This window comes from Lactiplantibacillus fabifermentans DSM 21115, assembly GCF_000498955.2.
GTDB classification, from domain to species: Bacteria; Bacillota; Bacilli; order Lactobacillales; family Lactobacillaceae; genus Lactiplantibacillus; species Lactiplantibacillus fabifermentans.
This window is the reverse complement of the sequence record NZ_AYGX02000093.1, coordinates 1-16,923: the sequence shown is the minus strand read 5'-3', so window position 1 is coordinate 16,923 and position 16,923 is coordinate 1. Positions and strand designations below refer to the sequence as shown.

Sequence of the window (16,923 nt, the reverse complement as noted above, 5' to 3'; positions counted from 1 at the left end):
AAGCTGATCTTTTTTGTCCGAACAGCGTTCGGATTAATTTTACAATCTACCACTTACCGTTTTGGCCGAAGTATTGCGTGCTAGATTTAAAGCCCCGCCAATCCCACAAGTCCGTAGATAACAAGTTACCTTGATTATCCACATATTCTTGATAAAAGACCCGGCCAATCGTTCCTGGAATGAAGCCAACATTTTCAATGATGTCATCTCCATTGGAAATCACACTAAAGTTTGCCCCAACTTGGATCGCATATTCCGTTGGTAAATGTAAATCTTCAGTATGCATCACTTTAGTTGGAACGGTCGCCGTTCCTTGGAAGAAGTCAAACATATTTAAAACTTCGTCACTTTTGACGCCAAAATCGTCAATCGTCCGATGGAGTAGTCGATCGTACATCTTGGTGACAATCTTAGCAGGCGTCTGATACCGGTTAAATAACTTAACGCGGTCAATCGCCGTATGTTCGACACTCGAATTTTTTTGCAAAATCAAAATAACCATAAAAACCATCGTTACTTGGCCAATCGTCAAGGGCGTCATCAGACTGACCACATTGGGGATACTCGAAATCGGCGACGTGCCGAGTCCGGCGAGTTTGGATAAGGCCACCGCCATGGCCATTAACGTCAACCCACATGCCAAGGTCACATAATGTTTAATAAAATTTGCCGTACTAATCAGTTCCTTTCAAACGTTGTTGGAGGGTGTCATAAATAGCGGTCAATTGCGCTCCCATCGTTTCCGCATCGGCAGCCGGAGTGGTTGCAAATAAGTTCTGCCACCAAGCGGCCATGACTTGGCGAATCTCCGTCGCTTGTTGATGGCCCAATGGCGTTAGTGCAATGACGTGGGCGCGCCCATCGTGCGGATCCACCGTCCGAGTAACCAATTGCTTGGCAACTAAATCACGCAAGTCCCGCGCCACTAAGCTCGGATCAAGCACCATTTGTTGGGCAATCACCCGTTGTGAGATGGCGGGATGGTCATCTACGAATAATAACAAGTCCCCTTCAGTGGCACGAATATCTAGGGCCGCAACTTGTTGATTGAATTCATTTTTAGATTGCCGATAAATACTAGCGATATATTTATTGAACAAAAAAGTTTGCGTCATTTAAGGCACCTCGAATTTAGTTGATAAGTCCATTAAAGTCGTAATTGATGGACTTGTCAACTATTTTCCAATGGCGGTCCCACTGTTACCAGTTTTGACATTTATCACAAAAAGGATAATAATCATGGCTACTTCAAAAAGTGAGTTGATAACTATGCGGAAACAAATCATTATCGGTAGTATTGTCGGTGTGCTCGTTCTTGGTGGGGCTTGGGCCTACGTGCAGCACACGCACACGTCGACACCAACCAAGACGACCGTCACCGCAAAAAAGGTCACCAAACCTAAAGCCACCAAAGTTAAACCATTAACCGTGGCGGAATTAAAACGCAAACCAGCTTTGGAATATAGTAGCATCATTTATTACGCCATCTACCACTCAAAAATCCAACGCTGGCAAGAATTGTCGGACTTCAAGCGGGGCTGGCAGGTCGAAATTTATGGGCATGGACCTAAAGCGAAACACTTAGTTCGGCCGGACAAGAATAGTACGGCGGCCGATAAGAACTTAGCCCCTAATTGGTTCCGAATATCAACCGACGATAAAATTTTTTATGACAGTTTAATCGTCCATTCGTTTAAACCCGACATGACTGCGACCACGACTTTAAGCAAGATTGTCACGCAATTAAATCACGATCATGCCGTCAAAAAGGTCCGCGCAATGCCGGATAACATGGTCATCATTCATCATGCGCACCAATGATTTTTAGTAAAAATACCGAATCAAGTCACCTGCAAATTCAAATTGCCATGAATGTGACAATTTGATTACATAATAATTATTTTTATACTCAATAGCACTCAACTTATTCACGGTACAAATCATTATCACGACCAATTAGTCACCGGTCTGTATCCCCGGATTAGCCGAGTTAGCTAAGAAGGTCTAGTCCATAACCTTTTCTTAAAGTTTTAACTCAGATTCACCCAATAATATGGCGGTCTAAACATGTCAAAAGTGACTTTTTCGATAATTTTTATATCCATAATAATATAAGCACTTACTTACCCAAAAGGTGTTGAACCCCGGTCAGTGTCAATAAAATAGCCGAATTCTTTAGTAAAACTCAGGATTCTTAATGACACAGTAATTGCCTGTTAACATAACTGCAACATTTCTCCGTTATAGTACTTGGCATAGGGTCGAAATATACGAACGGGGAAGTTACATACCATGAAAAATTTTAAATTCAAACTTGCAACCATCTTACTTATTGTCAGCTGTGCCTTTGGTTTAATGACCAGTGTTGCCGACAACGTCTTACCACAAACGTCAATCACCGCGGAAGCTTCAACTTTGACTGCCAGCCAAAAGAAGCAAATCGCGAACATCAACAAAGGCTTATCCAAGAAAAATAAAGCCGCTAAAAACTGGATTGCGTTCCGCGAATCTGGCTACAGCTATACCGCTCGCAACGGTAACTGTTACGGTCGTTACCAATTATTGAAGTCATACTTACACGGTAACTTATCACCAGTTAACCAAGAACGTCGCGCGAACGCCTACGTTGCCGGCCGTTACCACTCATGGACCAACGCCAAGAAGTTCTGGCAAAGTCACCACTGGTATTAATCAGTAAATTTGGTCCCGCAAGCCTGAATAAAAGTTACACACACATAGAATTAACCGCAATCACATTGGTTTAGCCAATTGGTTGCGGTTTTTGTTTGGCCACGTTTCGACAATTAAGCGAGAACGAAAAAACCGGTCACACCACAAATGGCTGACCGGTTACTTCATTAGGTACTATTCTTCTTCGCGCGTAATCGTACTTTCAATCCCAGTATCGACCAACGCTTCAATACGATCTAATAACATCAATAACCAACCAAAAGCCAACACGAATGCCACCATTTCAAAGGCCGTCAATGAAAAGTAGCCAATGCCTTGATATAAGATTTCCGCGACCACTAAGGCGCCGCCAATCCCATAGGACAAATATAAGAAGTCTTTCGAGATTTGTGGCAACAACCAGCGAATCCCTACGATTAGTCCAATGATGAAATAAACTAGGAAAATGGCAAATTGATCATGTAGTTCATGTGACCACGTATTGTTCGGAAAGACCCCCACTAACCCCAAATCAATTGCTGCTAACGTTAAGATTAGTCGCAATAAAATTAAGCGGCGCGATTTTGGAAATTCATGTTGTAAACTAACGAATAGATAATCAATCAACGCAATCATCAGTAATGCGGCAAAAATCAAGGTAGCGTTAAATTGCCAACCACTCGACGCATTACTCGTCCCTAAAAAGCTGAGGTTATGTTGCCACCAGTAACGCTGGTTGTTGACGGCCATTGAGATAACCACCCCACTAATAATAACCAGCGTCAGCACGGTAGTTAAAATACTGGCATCGACGATTAACGAAAAATAGACCATCGTAAAGTTAGTCACGATAACAAATACCAATAAAATGATGCTAGCCGTAAAGCGGTCAAAACTCGCACCTTTGAACAGCACGCCCAGTAGCCACATCCCACCAATTAAGATTAGCGCCAAAATCAACGCAAACGACAAGACAATGACCGGAAAGTTTCGCCAATAAATATTTTTAACAAATTGATTGTGGGGGTTATTGCGGTCATGGATGAAGAAGCCCGCAAACAGTAGAATCCCCATCACGACCCCAATCAAGATAATGCTCGTGGCTAATGAGTAATCCCCCGAGAGTTTGACGTAATTTAACCCTTGCGTGCCGCAAAAAATATAAAAGCCAATACTTCCTAGTACCGCCAAAGCAACCGGCCAAATCCAGACGCGCTTCTGAAAAATACTCAAACGTGATTCTTCCAGTTGCACAACCAAGCGCCCCCGTTTGATCACTAATTTGGCATTCGTTTTTTCGTCCAACTGTAACTGATCCCCGATATCAGCCGGAATTTTCAATTGATAATCTTTGTTCTTCATTTGGTCCTCCATATATCTGTTAAGGCTAATTATAGCAAAGTTTGCAGTAACAATATATTTATAACGAAACGTCACACTTGATGATTAGGATAACTAAATAGGCCTAAGTTCCAGCTTATTTTACTGGTAACTTAGACCTATTAAATGGGGAATCACTAATTAATCATGAAACAACTACTCTAACACCTTTTTAGTGGCGACGACGCAACCAAACCAATGTCCCACCAGTCACGGCTAAGAGTACGCCACCGATAACTTTGAGGGCGGATTGCACTTGTTCACCGGTTTGGGGTAACCAGCTGGTTGAGCGACTTGTATTGGTATCACTTGAACCAACATTACCACTTGCGGTATCGCCGCTAGTATTTGAACTACCGTTACCGTTTGAGGTGTTGCTGCTAGTACTTGAACCACCGTTACCATTTGAGGTATTGCCGCTGGTACCTGAACCGCCGTTACCATTTGAGCCTTTGTTACCGACGCTTGAGCCACTGTTTCCGTCAGTTCCGTTTTCACCCGTTTTGCCGTTTTTGCCTGGCTTACCATCAACGCCATCTTTACCCGGATTACCATCTTTTCCTGGCTTACCATCAACACCGTCTTTACCCGTTTTGCCGTCTTTACCCGGTTTGCCATCTTTTCCTGGCTTACCATCAACACCGTCTTTGCCCGGTTTACCATCTTTTCCTGGTGTAGCAGCGACACCGTCTTTACCTGGTTTGCCATCAGCAGCATTATAACTTGGCTTAGTTGCGGACTGTCCAGTACTTTGACCGCTACCAGAATTGGCAGTTAATGTTGAACCACTATCAATGTGACTACCGGGTTTACCATCTTGAGCCAAGTGTGCATCTAGAATACCGTTACCTGGTGTTGCTGTCACTGAATTCGAACCCGTATTTGGTTTTGAGGCTTCATTGGTTGAACTTGAGTTAGGTTCTTGACCAAGCTCAATCCAACTACCAAACCCTTCCGCAGCCGCCATCCGGTCAAATTCCTTTTCAGCAACGGCCTTATCAGCGTTAGTCAAGTCAACCAAGACTTCCGCACCTTGGTCAGTCCCCAACATTGCTTCTTTAATCGTAACTAACTTGTCAGCTTTGACTTTGCTTGGCTTCAAGTTAATTACTGCTAACCCGTTTGTTGGTTGTTTGTCAAAGCTCAACGTTAACTTCAAAATACCCTTTTCAACGCTTTGACGAATAATCTTGGTGCCGTTAGGGGTCTTAATTGAGTCCACTTCACGACCAGCTAAATCTAATTGCATGTCAGCGGCGCGATTTTCGTGTTCGGCCCGGGGATTCGTCACTTGTAAGGCAACCCGATTAGTTGAATGGGTTACCTTAATCGCTTCAACGTCCCGTTTTTTCTTCGCTAATTCCGTTTGTGATAAGAAGGCCGTCTTATCAAAGACTTCACCAGTCATTGAAGCTGGTTGTGGGACTTGCAAAGCATTCAAAACCAATGAACTAATATCGGCATTACTCCCACCGTGCAAACGACGACCACTATCAATGGTTTCGCCACCCATTGCTAAGAAGATATTTTTGTTAGGTTCCGTCGTATCTTGACCATGACCAGTGCCGTGACCACCGTGATCGGCGTTGGCAATCACTAACGTATCGTGGGCGTGGCCAGTTGCTTCTAACTTATCCATGACTTTCTTGAACAAGCCGTCATATTGGGCATACTTGTCCCAATAGTTGTCGTTGTACCAGCCTTTAGAATGGCCTTGACCATCCATATAATCACTTTGCATATAAACTAAGGATGTACTCGTAAATTCAGGTTTACCGATATAGTCAGCGACATCATCGAACGACTTCAGTGAAGCGGATGGTTGCGTCATCACGGCAGCATCTGGTTCCGTAATACCGTTTAAGATTTGTCTCCATTCAGCAAAAGCCGCCGCCCCTTGTTTAGGATTGTGCTTTTGTAACACTTTGAAAACGGATGGGAATTGCGCTTCTGCTTTACCGTAATCGCCAAAATAGTATTGGGCTGCCGTTCCATTAGTCAATTGATACGGCTTGGGTAACGTGCTCCATGGCCGACCGTGCAACATTGAAATATAATTTTGGGCTGAAATTGCGGGTGTCACAGAATGAGCCGTTGTACTCATCGCAAACTTCTTATTGAACAAGTCCATCGTATACGTATTTTTCCGCTTAGCTAAAATGGCGGGATTCATCGTCCATTGCGCTAACTCGCGGTTATCATTAGCATAGTACATTCCTTCTGGATCCCACGGGTTACCGCCACCATCAGTGGTTAACACGATAACGTGTTTATATGGTTTAATTTCTGCATTTTTAGCAATGGCAGCGCGTTGTTCATCCGGGGCCATCGCAATATCACCAACGCCGATAATGCCATCGCCATTGTAATCTTGACCATCTTTGGCATGAATCGTTACTTGCTGGTCGTCACCTAATTGAATATCGTTGTTCTTAGTGACTGCCGCAAACTTAATTGCCGCTTGACCACTGGTTTTGGCCTTTAAATTAACATGTGCTAAACGAGTCTTGTCATAACGATAGATTGGCAAGTCGCTGAGTTCCGCCGTCGTCGTGACTCGTAAGTGACCGGGGGTAGTTTGAACAACTGTAGTTTTATCGCCGCCTAAAGTTTGATTGGCACTAACAAAATCAAACTTAGCCGCATCATAAGTTACGTCGAATTCAACGGGCGTGCTTTCGCCGCGTTTCGTTTGCCGCGCATGCACGTTCAAGGCATATGTATGGCCGGCCGCAACTGCTTTTGGTCCGACTAATTGGGTTTCAACTGCTTGTGTTGCCAATTGTACTTCATGTTGACCAGCAGTCGCCTTTTTATGTAATGCGTCGACTTCACTGAACTTCAATGGTCGGTCATATAACCGGGCCACTTTAACGGCCCCTTTTAAATAAGACTGTGCCGTGTTGTTGCCGGCACTATCGCCACCAACCACAAAGTTCTTCAAGCCATTACCTTTAGGTGCATTCAGTTGCCCCGCAGCAGGCACACTTTCAATCAAATGACCGTCAACATATAAGCGGGCCTTTTGTTCTTGTTGGTCATAAATCCCAACGGCATGTACCCAATGGCCCTTTTTGATGTTAGTTCTGACCGTCTTATAGCCAGTCCCGACATGTACGTAAAAGACAACTTGGCCGTGTTCGACGCCTAAACCTAAGCCGCCGCTTTCTTGATTAGAGAAGACTTCATGTTCGCTGTCTTGCATCTCATCATCTTTGAAGAAGGCTTCAATGGCCATCCCCTTACTCATTTGCGCATACCGATCTTCCAAGTATGGTAATAAATAAGCAGATTGGCCATCAAATTGCGCCACTTGGTCGTCAAAGGCCGCATCTTTGCCAAGTTTAGGCTGGCCCGCCGTCTTGATACCTAAACCAGGGTGTTTCAAATCTTGTAATTGTGGCTTAGAAAAGTCGACATCCACTAAGGTATTCTTGCTAAGATCAACTGCCGGAATCGGCGCACTCTGCGTCGTTGGGGCGGGGGCATTCAATAATGGGGCTGCGGAAACTAACGGCGTCATCGTCGTTGTTAAAATTGCTGAACAAGTCAGGGTCGTTAAAAGGGCTCGAGACTTCATATTAATTTATCACTCCACTTAAATTTTTGTTGGCGCTAAAACAATAAATTCAAGTCTAGTGAATAAATGTAAATTTTCGTTACATAGCTGAGTAAAGAACTTGTATAGTTTGCATATAGTTTCGACAATCACTTATCGCCAATCAGTGTCTAAACCATTGATAAATAAGCATCCGTTTGTAAATAAAAGTGTTTTTATCGGATAAATTGGTTGGATTTATAAACATCGGTTGCATATATTTACATTTTCAACGCATGCCGATTTTCGTTAAATTTATTGTATCAATAACCATGATATGCTAGTCATTTACGTTCAACTAATCGTCACAATAAACTATCAACAGTCGTCACAAACCGCCGAGATACCGGCATTTTACATAACTAACACATTAATTAAGGCCCGCATCACCGTAATATTTCTAATATTAATATCGTAATAAAATGGCTAGTAACCGCATCATCTCGTAGTTGCCAGCTTTATTTTGATTATTACAAGCGTGACGAAGATGTCGAAAACTAATAAAATGCAATATTTTTACCGTCATTTCTTAAAACTAGTGATATTTGCCGGTAATACATATCCGTTAAACTCATGGCATTGATTAAGACATGCACATCGCAGGTCTGTATTTGACACTTAGGATTTCAAAACATAGGAGAGATCATTTGAAAAAATTCATGCGCACCATCTTAACCTCATCTGCCGTTGCCACTGGGTTAGTCTTTGCCGGTGCTATGACTGCTAATGCCGACACGACCTACACCGTAAAATCTGGCGATTGTGTTTGGGCCATCGCTCAAGAATTCGGCTCAACCATCGACAAAATCGAAACGAAAAATAATATTCACGGCCATTTAATTTTACCAGGCCAACAATTAACGATTCCGACGGGCAAGTTAGCTACTACTAGTGCCCCAACACCGGTATATCACGCACCGGCTAGTCAAGCGCCAGTTAGCCAAGCGCCAGTTAGCCAAGCACCCGCTAGTCAAGCACCTGCCAGCCAGGCACCGGTTAGCCAAGCACCCGCTAGTCAAGCGAGTCAAGCGGTTATCAATGAAGCGCCGCAAGCCAGTGCCCCAGTTGCTAGCCAAGCAACGACTAGTAACGAATCATACACTGGCGATAACATGAAATCCTACGTGTTAGGCCAAATGGAAAGCCGCACTGGGGTCTCAGCATCAACTTGGGATCACATCATCAATCGTGAATCCAACTGGCAACCCGGCGTCCGGAACAGTTCATCCGGCGCTTACGGTTTATTCCAAAACATGCACATCAATGGTGGTTCCGTTGAAGAACAAGTCAACGCCGCCGTTAACTTATACAACGTCCAAGGCATGCAAGCTTGGGCCCTCTAATCAAATAACAAAAAACGTGTCAGCCACTTGGTTGACACGTTTTTTTGCACGTATATTCAATTAATAACATCTTTCGATTGTGATTAGACAGCAATACTTTCGGCTTTCATGACAATCATAAATTAGCAAGTTCCGAACTTATGAATAAGCTAATCGACGGTAGTAAAGCCACGTTGAAAGTCGCCGGATAAGTGACGTTGAACTGGTGCCAACGAAAATAGTACTGACATAAATGATGCGACTACCAAATTGTAGTCGCATCATTTTAAATCAATCACCAATTTAGTTGTGCGTCAGTGATAATGGAAGTCGCCGTGTCAGTGCCGTTAGTTCGGCATGATTTCCGCCGAGCTTACGGCACCGGCATCTTTGGAAATTGGCGGGTTTGGCCAAGCTTCAAAGTGAGGTTCGAGACCGCTTTTTGGCTCGAACCGGTCGCCACGGCAGCTGGAATTATCACTGTCGCACAACGACATCCTAATACTTACCCCAGGGAATCTTGGACTAACTTCTTTTGGAAGTTAAGTGAGATACATAAGACCGCTAAGATTAACGCTAAAATACCACTAACGGAAAAGACGTTCATGCCCATACCTTGGACGGCACTCGTCAATGGGTTGATGATGAATGGACTAACCACACCACCAACGGAATAAATCGCAACGTAAACGCCTAAAGCCATCGAAACACTGTTCTTACCAACTGCAATGGAAATTAAATATGGGAATTGTCCCATGGCGATACTCATCGCCGCACCAACGAAGAAACTACCCACGAAGGCTAAGAATAAAGAATGGCCGAAACCAACTAACAAATATGAAAGGCCATATAATAAGAACGAAATTGAGATTGAGGTGTATTTGAACTTCTTACCAATGACCCCCACAATCAGTCCGCACAACATCCCACCAATTAATGAAATCGTGGAAGTTAAGGCGGCTTGAGAAGTGGCGCCCAGTTTTTCGTCCGCAATAAATAAGGAAATGTTGTTATTCAACACGTTGTTCAATAACATCGTGAAAAACGCCCAAGCAGCACAATAGAACACGTATTTGTTCAATTGAATCTTGGCACCGGCATTTTCATCTTCATCGTTAACCGCTTCTGGATGCATTGGCACTAAGGCTAAAACAACCACCAACACGAGTAATGAGAAGATATAAATCCAGTAGTTTGAGACCCAACCACTGGCAGCAGCTAATTGGCCACCACCCATGATGAAGATAATCCCACCGATATTCGTAAAGGTCGTCGTTAACCCCATCGTGGATTGTCGTTCTTTTTCAGGCAACATTTGTGAAATCAAAACTTGTGATAAGTTCGTGCAGGCCCCTTGCCCCAACCCAACTAAACATGAACAGAATAGTAAGAACGCGAAGCTGGTATTAAACGCGAGTGGTAAAAAGCCCCCGATAACGACCAACACAATCGCACTTAACGTTAAGGTCTTCAGATTTATTTTGCTGGCAGTTAACTTCCCAATAATCAAACCAGCTAACATCATAAATAAGTTTGGGAGCGACGTGAGCATTTGCACACTCGTATTACCGAGCGCAAAGTTTTTCGCAATCGCCGCATACGATGGTGTGATGGCTAACGCCGCCATCCCCATCGAGCTAACCGCTAAAACCCCAATCCGGGTTTTAGAAATATAACTTTTGCTAGGTGTTTGAAGTGGTGCGTGACTTGGCGTATCCATTATGGATTCCCCCTTTTAATTTTCACGGCAACGGTGGCTTAATTGGTCACAGTTGCTTCATTTTTAATGTAATCGGCGGCGCTAGTTCCAGCAATGCGGCCAGACGTCCAAGTAAAGCCAGAAGCTAAGCCTTCATAGGCCGGATAACTGTGACCTTCATAATAGCCACCCGCGTTGGCACCACCGGTATAGAGCCCGGGAATTGGCTTGAAGTTATCATCTAAGACGGCTAAGTTTTCATCAACCCGGACACCACCAACCGTACCTAGATAGGCGGCTTGACTGATAAAGGCGTAGAATGGACCGTTTTCAACCGAATATGCCAATGATTTTTCAGACTTGCTATATTCCGTATCGTCCTTGGCATGAATCGCTTCATTGTAGGCTTGGACGGTCTTTTCAAAGGTCGCCGTGTCTAAACCAGCGTTGTGCGCCAATTCAGCTAAGGTGTTACCCTTAAACGCCGTTTCACCTTTAACCGCTTCTTCGGCCAACTTGGTGAAGTCGCCGCGACCAGTCGCCGCGCCGGGACCAGCTTGCGAAACTTCTTCGGAGTTTTGATCCACCGTGAACGTATCTAACGTGGCTTGGTCAACGATAAATAAGTACTTGCCACCTTGTGACCAAGCGGCATTGGCCCATTCGACCGTGTCGTAAACGACATCTTCATTGGTGAACCGCAACCCTTTCATGTTGACCCACAGTTGGGGCGTTAATAATAATTGCGTTAAAGCATTGGATGAAAAGCCCGCTAAATGTTTAGCCGAAGTCTTTTGCGTGACTTTAGATTTGGCTAACTGTGCGGCATGAATTAAGGCATGACTGTCAATGTCGGTCGCCCCGGCTTTGACCATCGCACTCATCCCTTCACCGGCGTTCGGCACGCCTAAAGTCCGCAAGTTTGGCGTGTGCATGGTTTTGGCAACCTTTTTAGCATCGGCGCCATAGCCACCTGTTGCGACGACGACAGCTTGTGCCTTAATGATTAAGTCATCACCATCAGCGGTCGTTGCCGTCGCCCCGGTAACTTTGCCGTCCGCCATCGTTAAATCAGTCAACGTGGTGTTAAACTGGAACTGTACTCCAGCATCTTCCAAGGTCTTTTGGACCCGTTGATAGCTTTCGTCTTTATGTTGATACATGTGATATGAGCCGCCCCGATAGTCATTATCGCGATGCGCAAATTGAGTCGTATTGGCGGTCGGGTTGAGTTTAATTTCCATCCCCATGCCTTCCAACCAGGCCAAAGTATCAGCGGAACTGTTAACGATCCGGGCTAATAACGCGCCGTTAGATAAGTAATGGTTGTAACTGGCTAATTCGGCAATCGCTTCTTTAGTCGACATGTGCATGCCAGCTGCTTGTTGTTCTTTTGAATTAATGGCAAAGAAACCGCTTGAAATTTTAGTATTGCCACCGATTTGTGGTTGCTTTTCAATTACTAATACCTTTAAGCCCTTTTCAACTGCGGCATAGGCGGCGGCTAAGCCAGTCCCACCAGTACCTGCAACTAATACGTCCGTGTTCATTGTTTTCGTTGTCATATTGTTCACTCCTTAACTTGATTTGCAAATTCAGTATAATGCTACGAAATGCACAAGTAGATAGTGTATAATATCTTTATTACTACGGAAATGTATCTTTTTAGGAAAGTGAGGGCTAAAAATGGCCAAAAAAATTACCGTAGCGTCAACGTTAGCGCTTAAAGAAAGCGATTTCGACGAAACTGACAAAAGTTTAAGCAATTATGATGATAATGGTAGCTCACGTTTTCACATTAGATTCGTGGAGAGCTTATCGATTGCCGAAATATTTCTGAACGGGCAATACGTGTCACTATCGCCTTACGACGTCATTATGATCTCTTCCAAACAACCGATGACCATTAAAAACCTCGGGGCCCCGGCCGAATTAAACTTATTCGCGGAGTGTTTGCGAGCCCCAACACCATTGAACATGGTCATTGCTGGTGATAACCCGATGGTCCATGATTTGATGAATGCCGGTGAAAATGACCCGCACTACATCGTTTATCGGTATCGCGACAACGATATCAAGCATCGTTACTTTGAATTGATCGCCGAACTTGAACGCCAAGATTTAAACGACGTCTTCGTCGATTATCAACGCACGATGGCCGTCGGTTTACTATTTACTGAATTATTGCGCAATCATGAGGCGACGATTTCCATCTCGGATTCAGACTTTCCCGGCAAGGACATTCACCATGCCAGCGCTGATACGCAAGCCGGTAGTATTTTTAATTATTTAGTCTTACATAGTCAAACTGCGACCTTGCAAGGCACCGCCGCCCACTTTGGCTACGACAAAAACTATTTTTCGCGCTTGTGTCGCAACTTATTCGACAAGAGTTTTACCGAACAGCTCGCCTTCATTCGCATCGAATTAGCCAAACGGTGGCTGGCACTGTCGAGTAAAACAATTGAAGAAATCGCTTATGAACTCGGCTACAAAAACATTAGTAGCTTCTTTGCCGTCTTCAAAAAAGCCCTCAATATGACGCCCCGTGACTATCGTGAACAGCATGGCTACCAACGGCTCAAGCATTAACGAGTTTGGTGAATTGCACAAACACATCGGTCGCTATCGCGTGTTCTGCCGTTAAATAAGCAAAACCGATTTTAAACTGGGTTACCTTAGTTGGGGCGGCAATCCGCAATGCCCGAATATGTTGCAATTCACTAACCGCGCGCCGCGGAACGACCATATAAGCATCGGCACAAGTCAAGTTCATCAAGGCCGCCGCCATCGAATGGACCGTTAACTGGTTCGTTGGTTGACCTAACAAAGTGGCTTGACGTTGACTGAAATCATCGTGGGGACTACTTGGCAAATTGATCAGCATTTTTTCTTTTAAGGTCGCTAAGTCGATTGAAGTCTGGGTGGCGGCGACATAATCTTCTGACCGCAATACTACCAACTCATCTCCCATTATCGGGACCCAAGTCACATCGGGTTTGGGCGTCACTAAACCTAGGGCAACGTCAATTTCATGGTGGCGTAACGCCGTCAGGGCCGCCCCACCGTAATAAGCATCGGTCATCACTTGGATGCTGGGATACTGGACCGTGAACAGATGGATCAAATCTAAGATAGCGTTTAAAGGCGTAGCAAAATACAGGCCCATTCGCAACGTCGCCGGTTGACCATCGTATTGATCTTGCTTTAGACTCGTCACCGCTAACGTCATTTGGTCAAAACCAGTAATGACTTTTTTGGCGGTCGGTAGTAAGACTTCGCCCGCATACGTTAACTTAACTTCGTGATAACCGCGTTGGAACAACGATACGCCGAGTTCGCGTTCCAGATTAGTAATCTGGGCGCTAACGGCCGGTTGGGTCATAAATAATTGTTGCGCCGCGATTGTGAAATTTTGCGTTTTTGCCACTTGCAAAAAGCAACGTAATTCCCGTTGATTCATGATTAGTCGCCTCTACCATTAGCAAACCCCATGGTATAGGATTTGGTTTCGTTATTTTACACCGGCAATTATATCAATTAAATTTAAGGCGTACTAGTTTGTGACCTAATAACCAAATAACAAATCCGTTACGGGAGGTTTTCATGATGAAAGTTTTAGTTACAGCTTCATTTGGGCGGATTGCCCATCGCTTAATTCCAATGTTGGTCCAAGCAGGTGTCGAAGTGCGCGCGGTTGATCCCGACCCTAAAAATGTAACCGCTTTAAAAAACTTGGGTGCGAGTGAAGTCATCGTGGGCGACTTACGCCGTGATGATATCATCGATCAAGAAGTTGCCGGCATCGATAAGATTTTTCTGATTTTACCGGACATGCTCGACGGGATGCCCAGCATGGGTGAACGGCTAATTAAAGCCGCCGAAAAAGCCCACGTTAAACATTTTGTTTTCAGTTCTTGTTTAGATACGGTCATGCCATTATTGCAACATTGGGAAAAGTATCAAATCGAATCCATGTTGATGGGGTCCACTTTGAACTACACCATCTTAAAGCCCAGTTCCTACATGGAAATGCACTTCCCAGCCGGCCCCGGTTCGGCCTTTGAAACCGGTGAATATACTAGCTTTATCGGCATGGACCAGCCCGGCAATATGATTTCCATTAGTGACATCGCTGCGGCGGGCGCCAAAGTCTTGCTCAGTGACGACGAATACTACTTTGCATCATTTGATTTGTGTGGGAAAATCAATCAATCGATGCGCGCTGATTTTGACTACTTATGTCAACAAATCGGTAAAAAGCCGGTCGTGCATATGATTCCAGTGCCCGTGACCCCCAGTGCCCATGCCAATGAACAACTCGGTCGGATGCAAGCCTATCACAGCAACCATCCATTCGTCGGTAATTCCTTTGACTTTGAACATTTGATGGGACGCGAACCGAAAACCTTCGCCACCTACGTCCAAGAAACGTTAGCCACGATGGCCGCCACTAAATAAGCTCAATCCTAAAAATAATCGCGCTGATTACTGCCTCAGTAACCACCGCGGTTATTTTTTGATTTAACTAGCATTCACCATGCTTAATACAGCGTTGCGTCCGGAAAAGGCGGCATACCCTGCAGTACTACCGGGCAACGTTACGGCATACGTGTCACCGACCAGCATGCCAGCCGCATCATTGCCCACGGCGTATAACCCAGGAACTGGATAACCATGATCGTTCAAGACTGCATTTTGGTTATCAACGCGTAAACCACCGAGGGCACACGCCATGCCGACACCCAGTTCGACGCCGTAAAATGGCCCTTGATGCAAGCCGGTCAAATAGTCAGCGGCCTTGCCGAAATCAGCATCTTGGCCATGCGCCACTATGTCGTTGTAGCGGGCGACTGTGGCTGGCAAAGCGGGTAAGTTTAGTTTTTCTGCTAATTCGGCTAACGTCGCCGCCGACGTCAAATACTTAGCATGTTGCTTCAGCGTATCGTCAATTTCAGACGTTAGTTGGTCAAATTTTTCCGGTGAGATTGGTGAGTTACCCACTTCTTTATACAACCCAACGTTAGTCAGATGGTCAACGGCAGCCTGGTCTAAAATGGAAAACGTTCGGGCTTGCGTCAAGATGGCACTGCCGGCATGGCACATATTATCGTTGACGTCTTCATTAACAAAGCGTTCCCCGCGTTCGTTGACCCACAGAATCGCTTCTTGTGTTGCCGCGGCGGCGAGCTGTGACGCCATATGCACAAACGGCGGTTGGGTTTTGTCATAGATCGCCCCGCCCCCATATTGAATCGCGCCCATCGAATAATGTTTGGCGCCCACTTGCCAAGCGAGTTGCATGCCATCACCGGTCGACTTACCGTCGCTGACGGCCATTAGTCGGTGATTATCCGCCACGCGCGTTTTAACGAGGTCGGGATTGTCGACATAACCGCCCGTTGCCAGTAAGACGTTTTTCGCCGCAATTTCATGCGTTTGACCCGTATTTTCATCCATAATCACCACGCCGGTCACGTGTCCATCGTGTTGCTGTAACCGCTGGGCACTGACACTCGTCACAAATTCAGCGCCAGCTTGTGTAGCGTTTGCGTATAGCGTTTGGACGGCCGCGTGCCCGCCACCGGCAAACGTATGAATCGTTGACCAGCTCTTACCTTGCGGCCCAACTTTAGCGAATTTGACCCCTAAATTATGCAACCAATCAATCACGCCACCACTCGCATCGATATACTTTTTCAAATGCGGGGCATTGGCTTCATAATGTGAATACGCCAGTTCATCTTGTAACAGTTCGGTCGGATTAATGTCGATACCGGCGGCTTTTTGCAAATAACTGTCAACACCCATTGCGCCTTCGACATAGTTGCCGTCACCGCCAATACTGCGGCCTTTTTCTAAGACTAACGTCGACAACTGTTGTTCCCGCGCACTGACTGCCGCGACTAAACCGGACAGGCCACCACCGACAATCACTAAATCATATTGCTTTGCTTTTGGCCACATATGCCTGACCTCCTATTTCAAACCGACGGACACACCGCCGTCACTCAAAATGGTTTGCCCAGTCATAAAGGTCGCTTCACTCGCAACGAAGACAAAGACTTTCGCCACTTCATCAGCCGTTTCGTAACGTTTCATGGGCACGGTCGGTAAAATTTTTTCAAGGAAGACGCCTTCGTTTAACGGCGTCTTCGTTAAGCCCGGTGCCACACAGTTAACGCGAATATTATTTTCAGGGTAGATTGCAAATTTAATCCGAATTTTTGGACAAATTGTTCAGCATAACCTGA

13 protein-coding genes and 2 pseudogenes are annotated in these 16,923 nt (G+C 45.2%); 5 read left to right on the top strand and 10 right to left on the bottom strand.

The genetic code is table 11. The features are described 5' to 3' along the window. Positions 1-52: 52 nt before the first annotated feature. From DY78_RS08820 to DY78_RS08815, 3 genes and pseudogenes are all read right to left on the bottom strand, one after another. Positions 53-511 (bottom strand): annotated as a pseudogene (locus tag DY78_RS08820) (poly(glycerol-phosphate) alpha-glucosyltransferase); the annotation flags it as partial. Next, positions 497-649: pseudogene (locus tag DY78_RS16930) on the bottom strand (DUF6198 family protein); the annotation flags it as partial. The pseudogenes DY78_RS08820 and DY78_RS16930, both read right to left, overlap by 15 nt. Before the next feature lie 25 nt (positions 650-674). Beyond that, a complete protein-coding gene (locus DY78_RS08815; protein ID WP_024624247.1) occupies positions 675-1,115 on the bottom strand; it encodes a MarR family winged helix-turn-helix transcriptional regulator in 441 nt (146 codons plus the stop codon). Between the two features lie 154 nt (positions 1,116-1,269). Between DY78_RS08815 and DY78_RS08810 the strand changes: the two genes are divergently transcribed. Then, a complete protein-coding gene (locus tag DY78_RS08810) occupies positions 1,270-1,821 on the top strand; it encodes a hypothetical protein (RefSeq protein ID WP_024624246.1) in 552 nt (183 codons plus the stop codon). 471 nt (positions 1,822-2,292) lie between these two features. After that, positions 2,293-2,691, top strand: a complete 399-nt coding sequence (locus DY78_RS08805) for an aggregation-promoting factor C-terminal-like domain-containing protein (RefSeq protein ID WP_024624245.1) — start codon at positions 2,293-2,295, stop codon at positions 2,689-2,691. A 174-nt stretch (positions 2,692-2,865) separates the two neighbouring features. Here the strand turns inward: DY78_RS08805 and DY78_RS08800 are convergent, their stop codons facing one another. Together DY78_RS08800 and DY78_RS08795 are read right to left on the bottom strand one after the other, a co-directional pair. Beyond that, positions 2,866-4,032, bottom strand: coding sequence for a DUF998 domain-containing protein (locus DY78_RS08800; RefSeq protein ID WP_024624244.1), 1,167 nt, complete (start codon positions 4,030-4,032; stop codon positions 2,866-2,868). A gap of 190 nt (positions 4,033-4,222) precedes the next feature. After that, on the bottom strand, positions 4,223-7,630 hold the full coding sequence (locus DY78_RS08795; protein ID WP_033614825.1) for an alkaline phosphatase family protein: 3,408 nt from the start codon (positions 7,628-7,630) through the stop codon (positions 4,223-4,225). Positions 7,631-8,295: 665 nt separating this feature from the next. On the opposite strand from DY78_RS08795, the gene DY78_RS08790 reads away from it, so the two are divergent. Next, positions 8,296-8,991 (top strand): LysM peptidoglycan-binding domain-containing protein, encoded by a 696-nt coding sequence (locus DY78_RS08790; RefSeq protein ID WP_156093503.1) that lies wholly within the window; start codon positions 8,296-8,298, stop codon positions 8,989-8,991. A gap of 484 nt (positions 8,992-9,475) precedes the next feature. On the opposite strand, the gene DY78_RS08785 is transcribed toward DY78_RS08790, so the two are convergent. Both DY78_RS08785 and DY78_RS08780 read right to left on the bottom strand, forming a co-directional pair. Next, the gene (locus tag DY78_RS08785) at positions 9,476-10,690 is read right to left on the bottom strand and encodes an MFS transporter (protein WP_024624240.1); all 1,215 of its coding nucleotides are present in this window, start codon (positions 10,688-10,690) and stop codon (positions 9,476-9,478) included. 38 nt (positions 10,691-10,728) lie between these two features. Beyond that, positions 10,729-12,234, bottom strand: coding sequence for an FAD-dependent oxidoreductase (locus DY78_RS08780; RefSeq protein ID WP_024624239.1), 1,506 nt, complete (start codon positions 12,232-12,234; stop codon positions 10,729-10,731). A gap of 121 nt (positions 12,235-12,355) precedes the next feature. Between DY78_RS08780 and DY78_RS08775 the strand changes: the two genes are divergently transcribed. Then, positions 12,356-13,261 (top strand): helix-turn-helix domain-containing protein, encoded by a 906-nt coding sequence (locus tag DY78_RS08775; protein WP_024624238.1) that lies wholly within the window; start codon positions 12,356-12,358, stop codon positions 13,259-13,261. On the opposite strand, the gene DY78_RS08770 is transcribed toward DY78_RS08775, so the two are convergent. Next, on the bottom strand, positions 13,251-14,132 hold the full coding sequence (locus tag DY78_RS08770; protein WP_024624237.1) for a LysR family transcriptional regulator: 882 nt from the start codon (positions 14,130-14,132) through the stop codon (positions 13,251-13,253). The genes DY78_RS08775 and DY78_RS08770 overlap by 11 nt on opposite strands. Before the next feature lie 143 nt (positions 14,133-14,275). On the opposite strand from DY78_RS08770, the gene DY78_RS08765 reads away from it, so the two are divergent. Further along, the gene (locus DY78_RS08765; RefSeq protein WP_082621235.1) at positions 14,276-15,130 is read left to right on the top strand and encodes an SDR family oxidoreductase; all 855 of its coding nucleotides are present in this window, start codon (positions 14,276-14,278) and stop codon (positions 15,128-15,130) included. 63 nt (positions 15,131-15,193) lie between these two features. On the opposite strand, the gene DY78_RS08760 is transcribed toward DY78_RS08765, so the two are convergent. Both DY78_RS08760 and DY78_RS08755 read right to left on the bottom strand, forming a co-directional pair. Continuing rightward, on the bottom strand, positions 15,194-16,636 hold the full coding sequence (locus DY78_RS08760) for a vinyl phenol reductase (RefSeq protein ID WP_024624235.1): 1,443 nt from the start codon (positions 16,634-16,636) through the stop codon (positions 15,194-15,196). Between the two features lie 12 nt (positions 16,637-16,648). After that, the gene (locus tag DY78_RS08755; RefSeq protein WP_268872501.1) at positions 16,649-16,858 is read right to left on the bottom strand and encodes an SDR family oxidoreductase; all 210 of its coding nucleotides are present in this window, start codon (positions 16,856-16,858) and stop codon (positions 16,649-16,651) included. Positions 16,859-16,923 lie beyond the last annotated feature (65 nt).

Bases quoted from the DNA above. Each gene is read 5' to 3' on its own strand.
- DY78_RS08780 (WP_024624239.1), bottom strand. From the start codon at position 12,234: ATGACAACGAAAACAATGAACACGGACGTATTAGTTGCAGGTACTGGT.
- DY78_RS08765 (WP_082621235.1), top strand. From the start codon at position 14,276: ATGATGAAAGTTTTAGTTACAGCTTCATTTGGGCGGATTGCCCATCGC.
- DY78_RS08775 (WP_024624238.1), top strand. From the start codon at position 12,356: ATGGCCAAAAAAATTACCGTAGCGTCAACGTTAGCGCTTAAAGAAAGC.
- DY78_RS08785 (WP_024624240.1), bottom strand. From the start codon at position 10,690: ATGGATACGCCAAGTCACGCACCACTTCAAACACCTAGCAAAAGTTAT.
- DY78_RS08815 (WP_024624247.1), bottom strand. From the start codon at position 1,115: ATGACGCAAACTTTTTTGTTCAATAAATATATCGCTAGTATTTATCGG.
- DY78_RS08805 (WP_024624245.1), top strand. From the start codon at position 2,293: ATGAAAAATTTTAAATTCAAACTTGCAACCATCTTACTTATTGTCAGC.
- DY78_RS08800 (WP_024624244.1), bottom strand. From the start codon at position 4,032: ATGAAGAACAAAGATTATCAATTGAAAATTCCGGCTGATATCGGGGAT.
- DY78_RS08795 (WP_033614825.1), bottom strand. From the start codon at position 7,630: ATGAAGTCTCGAGCCCTTTTAACGACCCTGACTTGTTCAGCAATTTTA.
- DY78_RS08810 (WP_024624246.1), top strand. From the start codon at position 1,270: ATGCGGAAACAAATCATTATCGGTAGTATTGTCGGTGTGCTCGTTCTT.
- DY78_RS08760 (WP_024624235.1), bottom strand. From the start codon at position 16,636: ATGTGGCCAAAAGCAAAGCAATATGATTTAGTGATTGTCGGTGGTGGC.
- DY78_RS08770 (WP_024624237.1), bottom strand. From the start codon at position 14,132: ATGAATCAACGGGAATTACGTTGCTTTTTGCAAGTGGCAAAAACGCAA.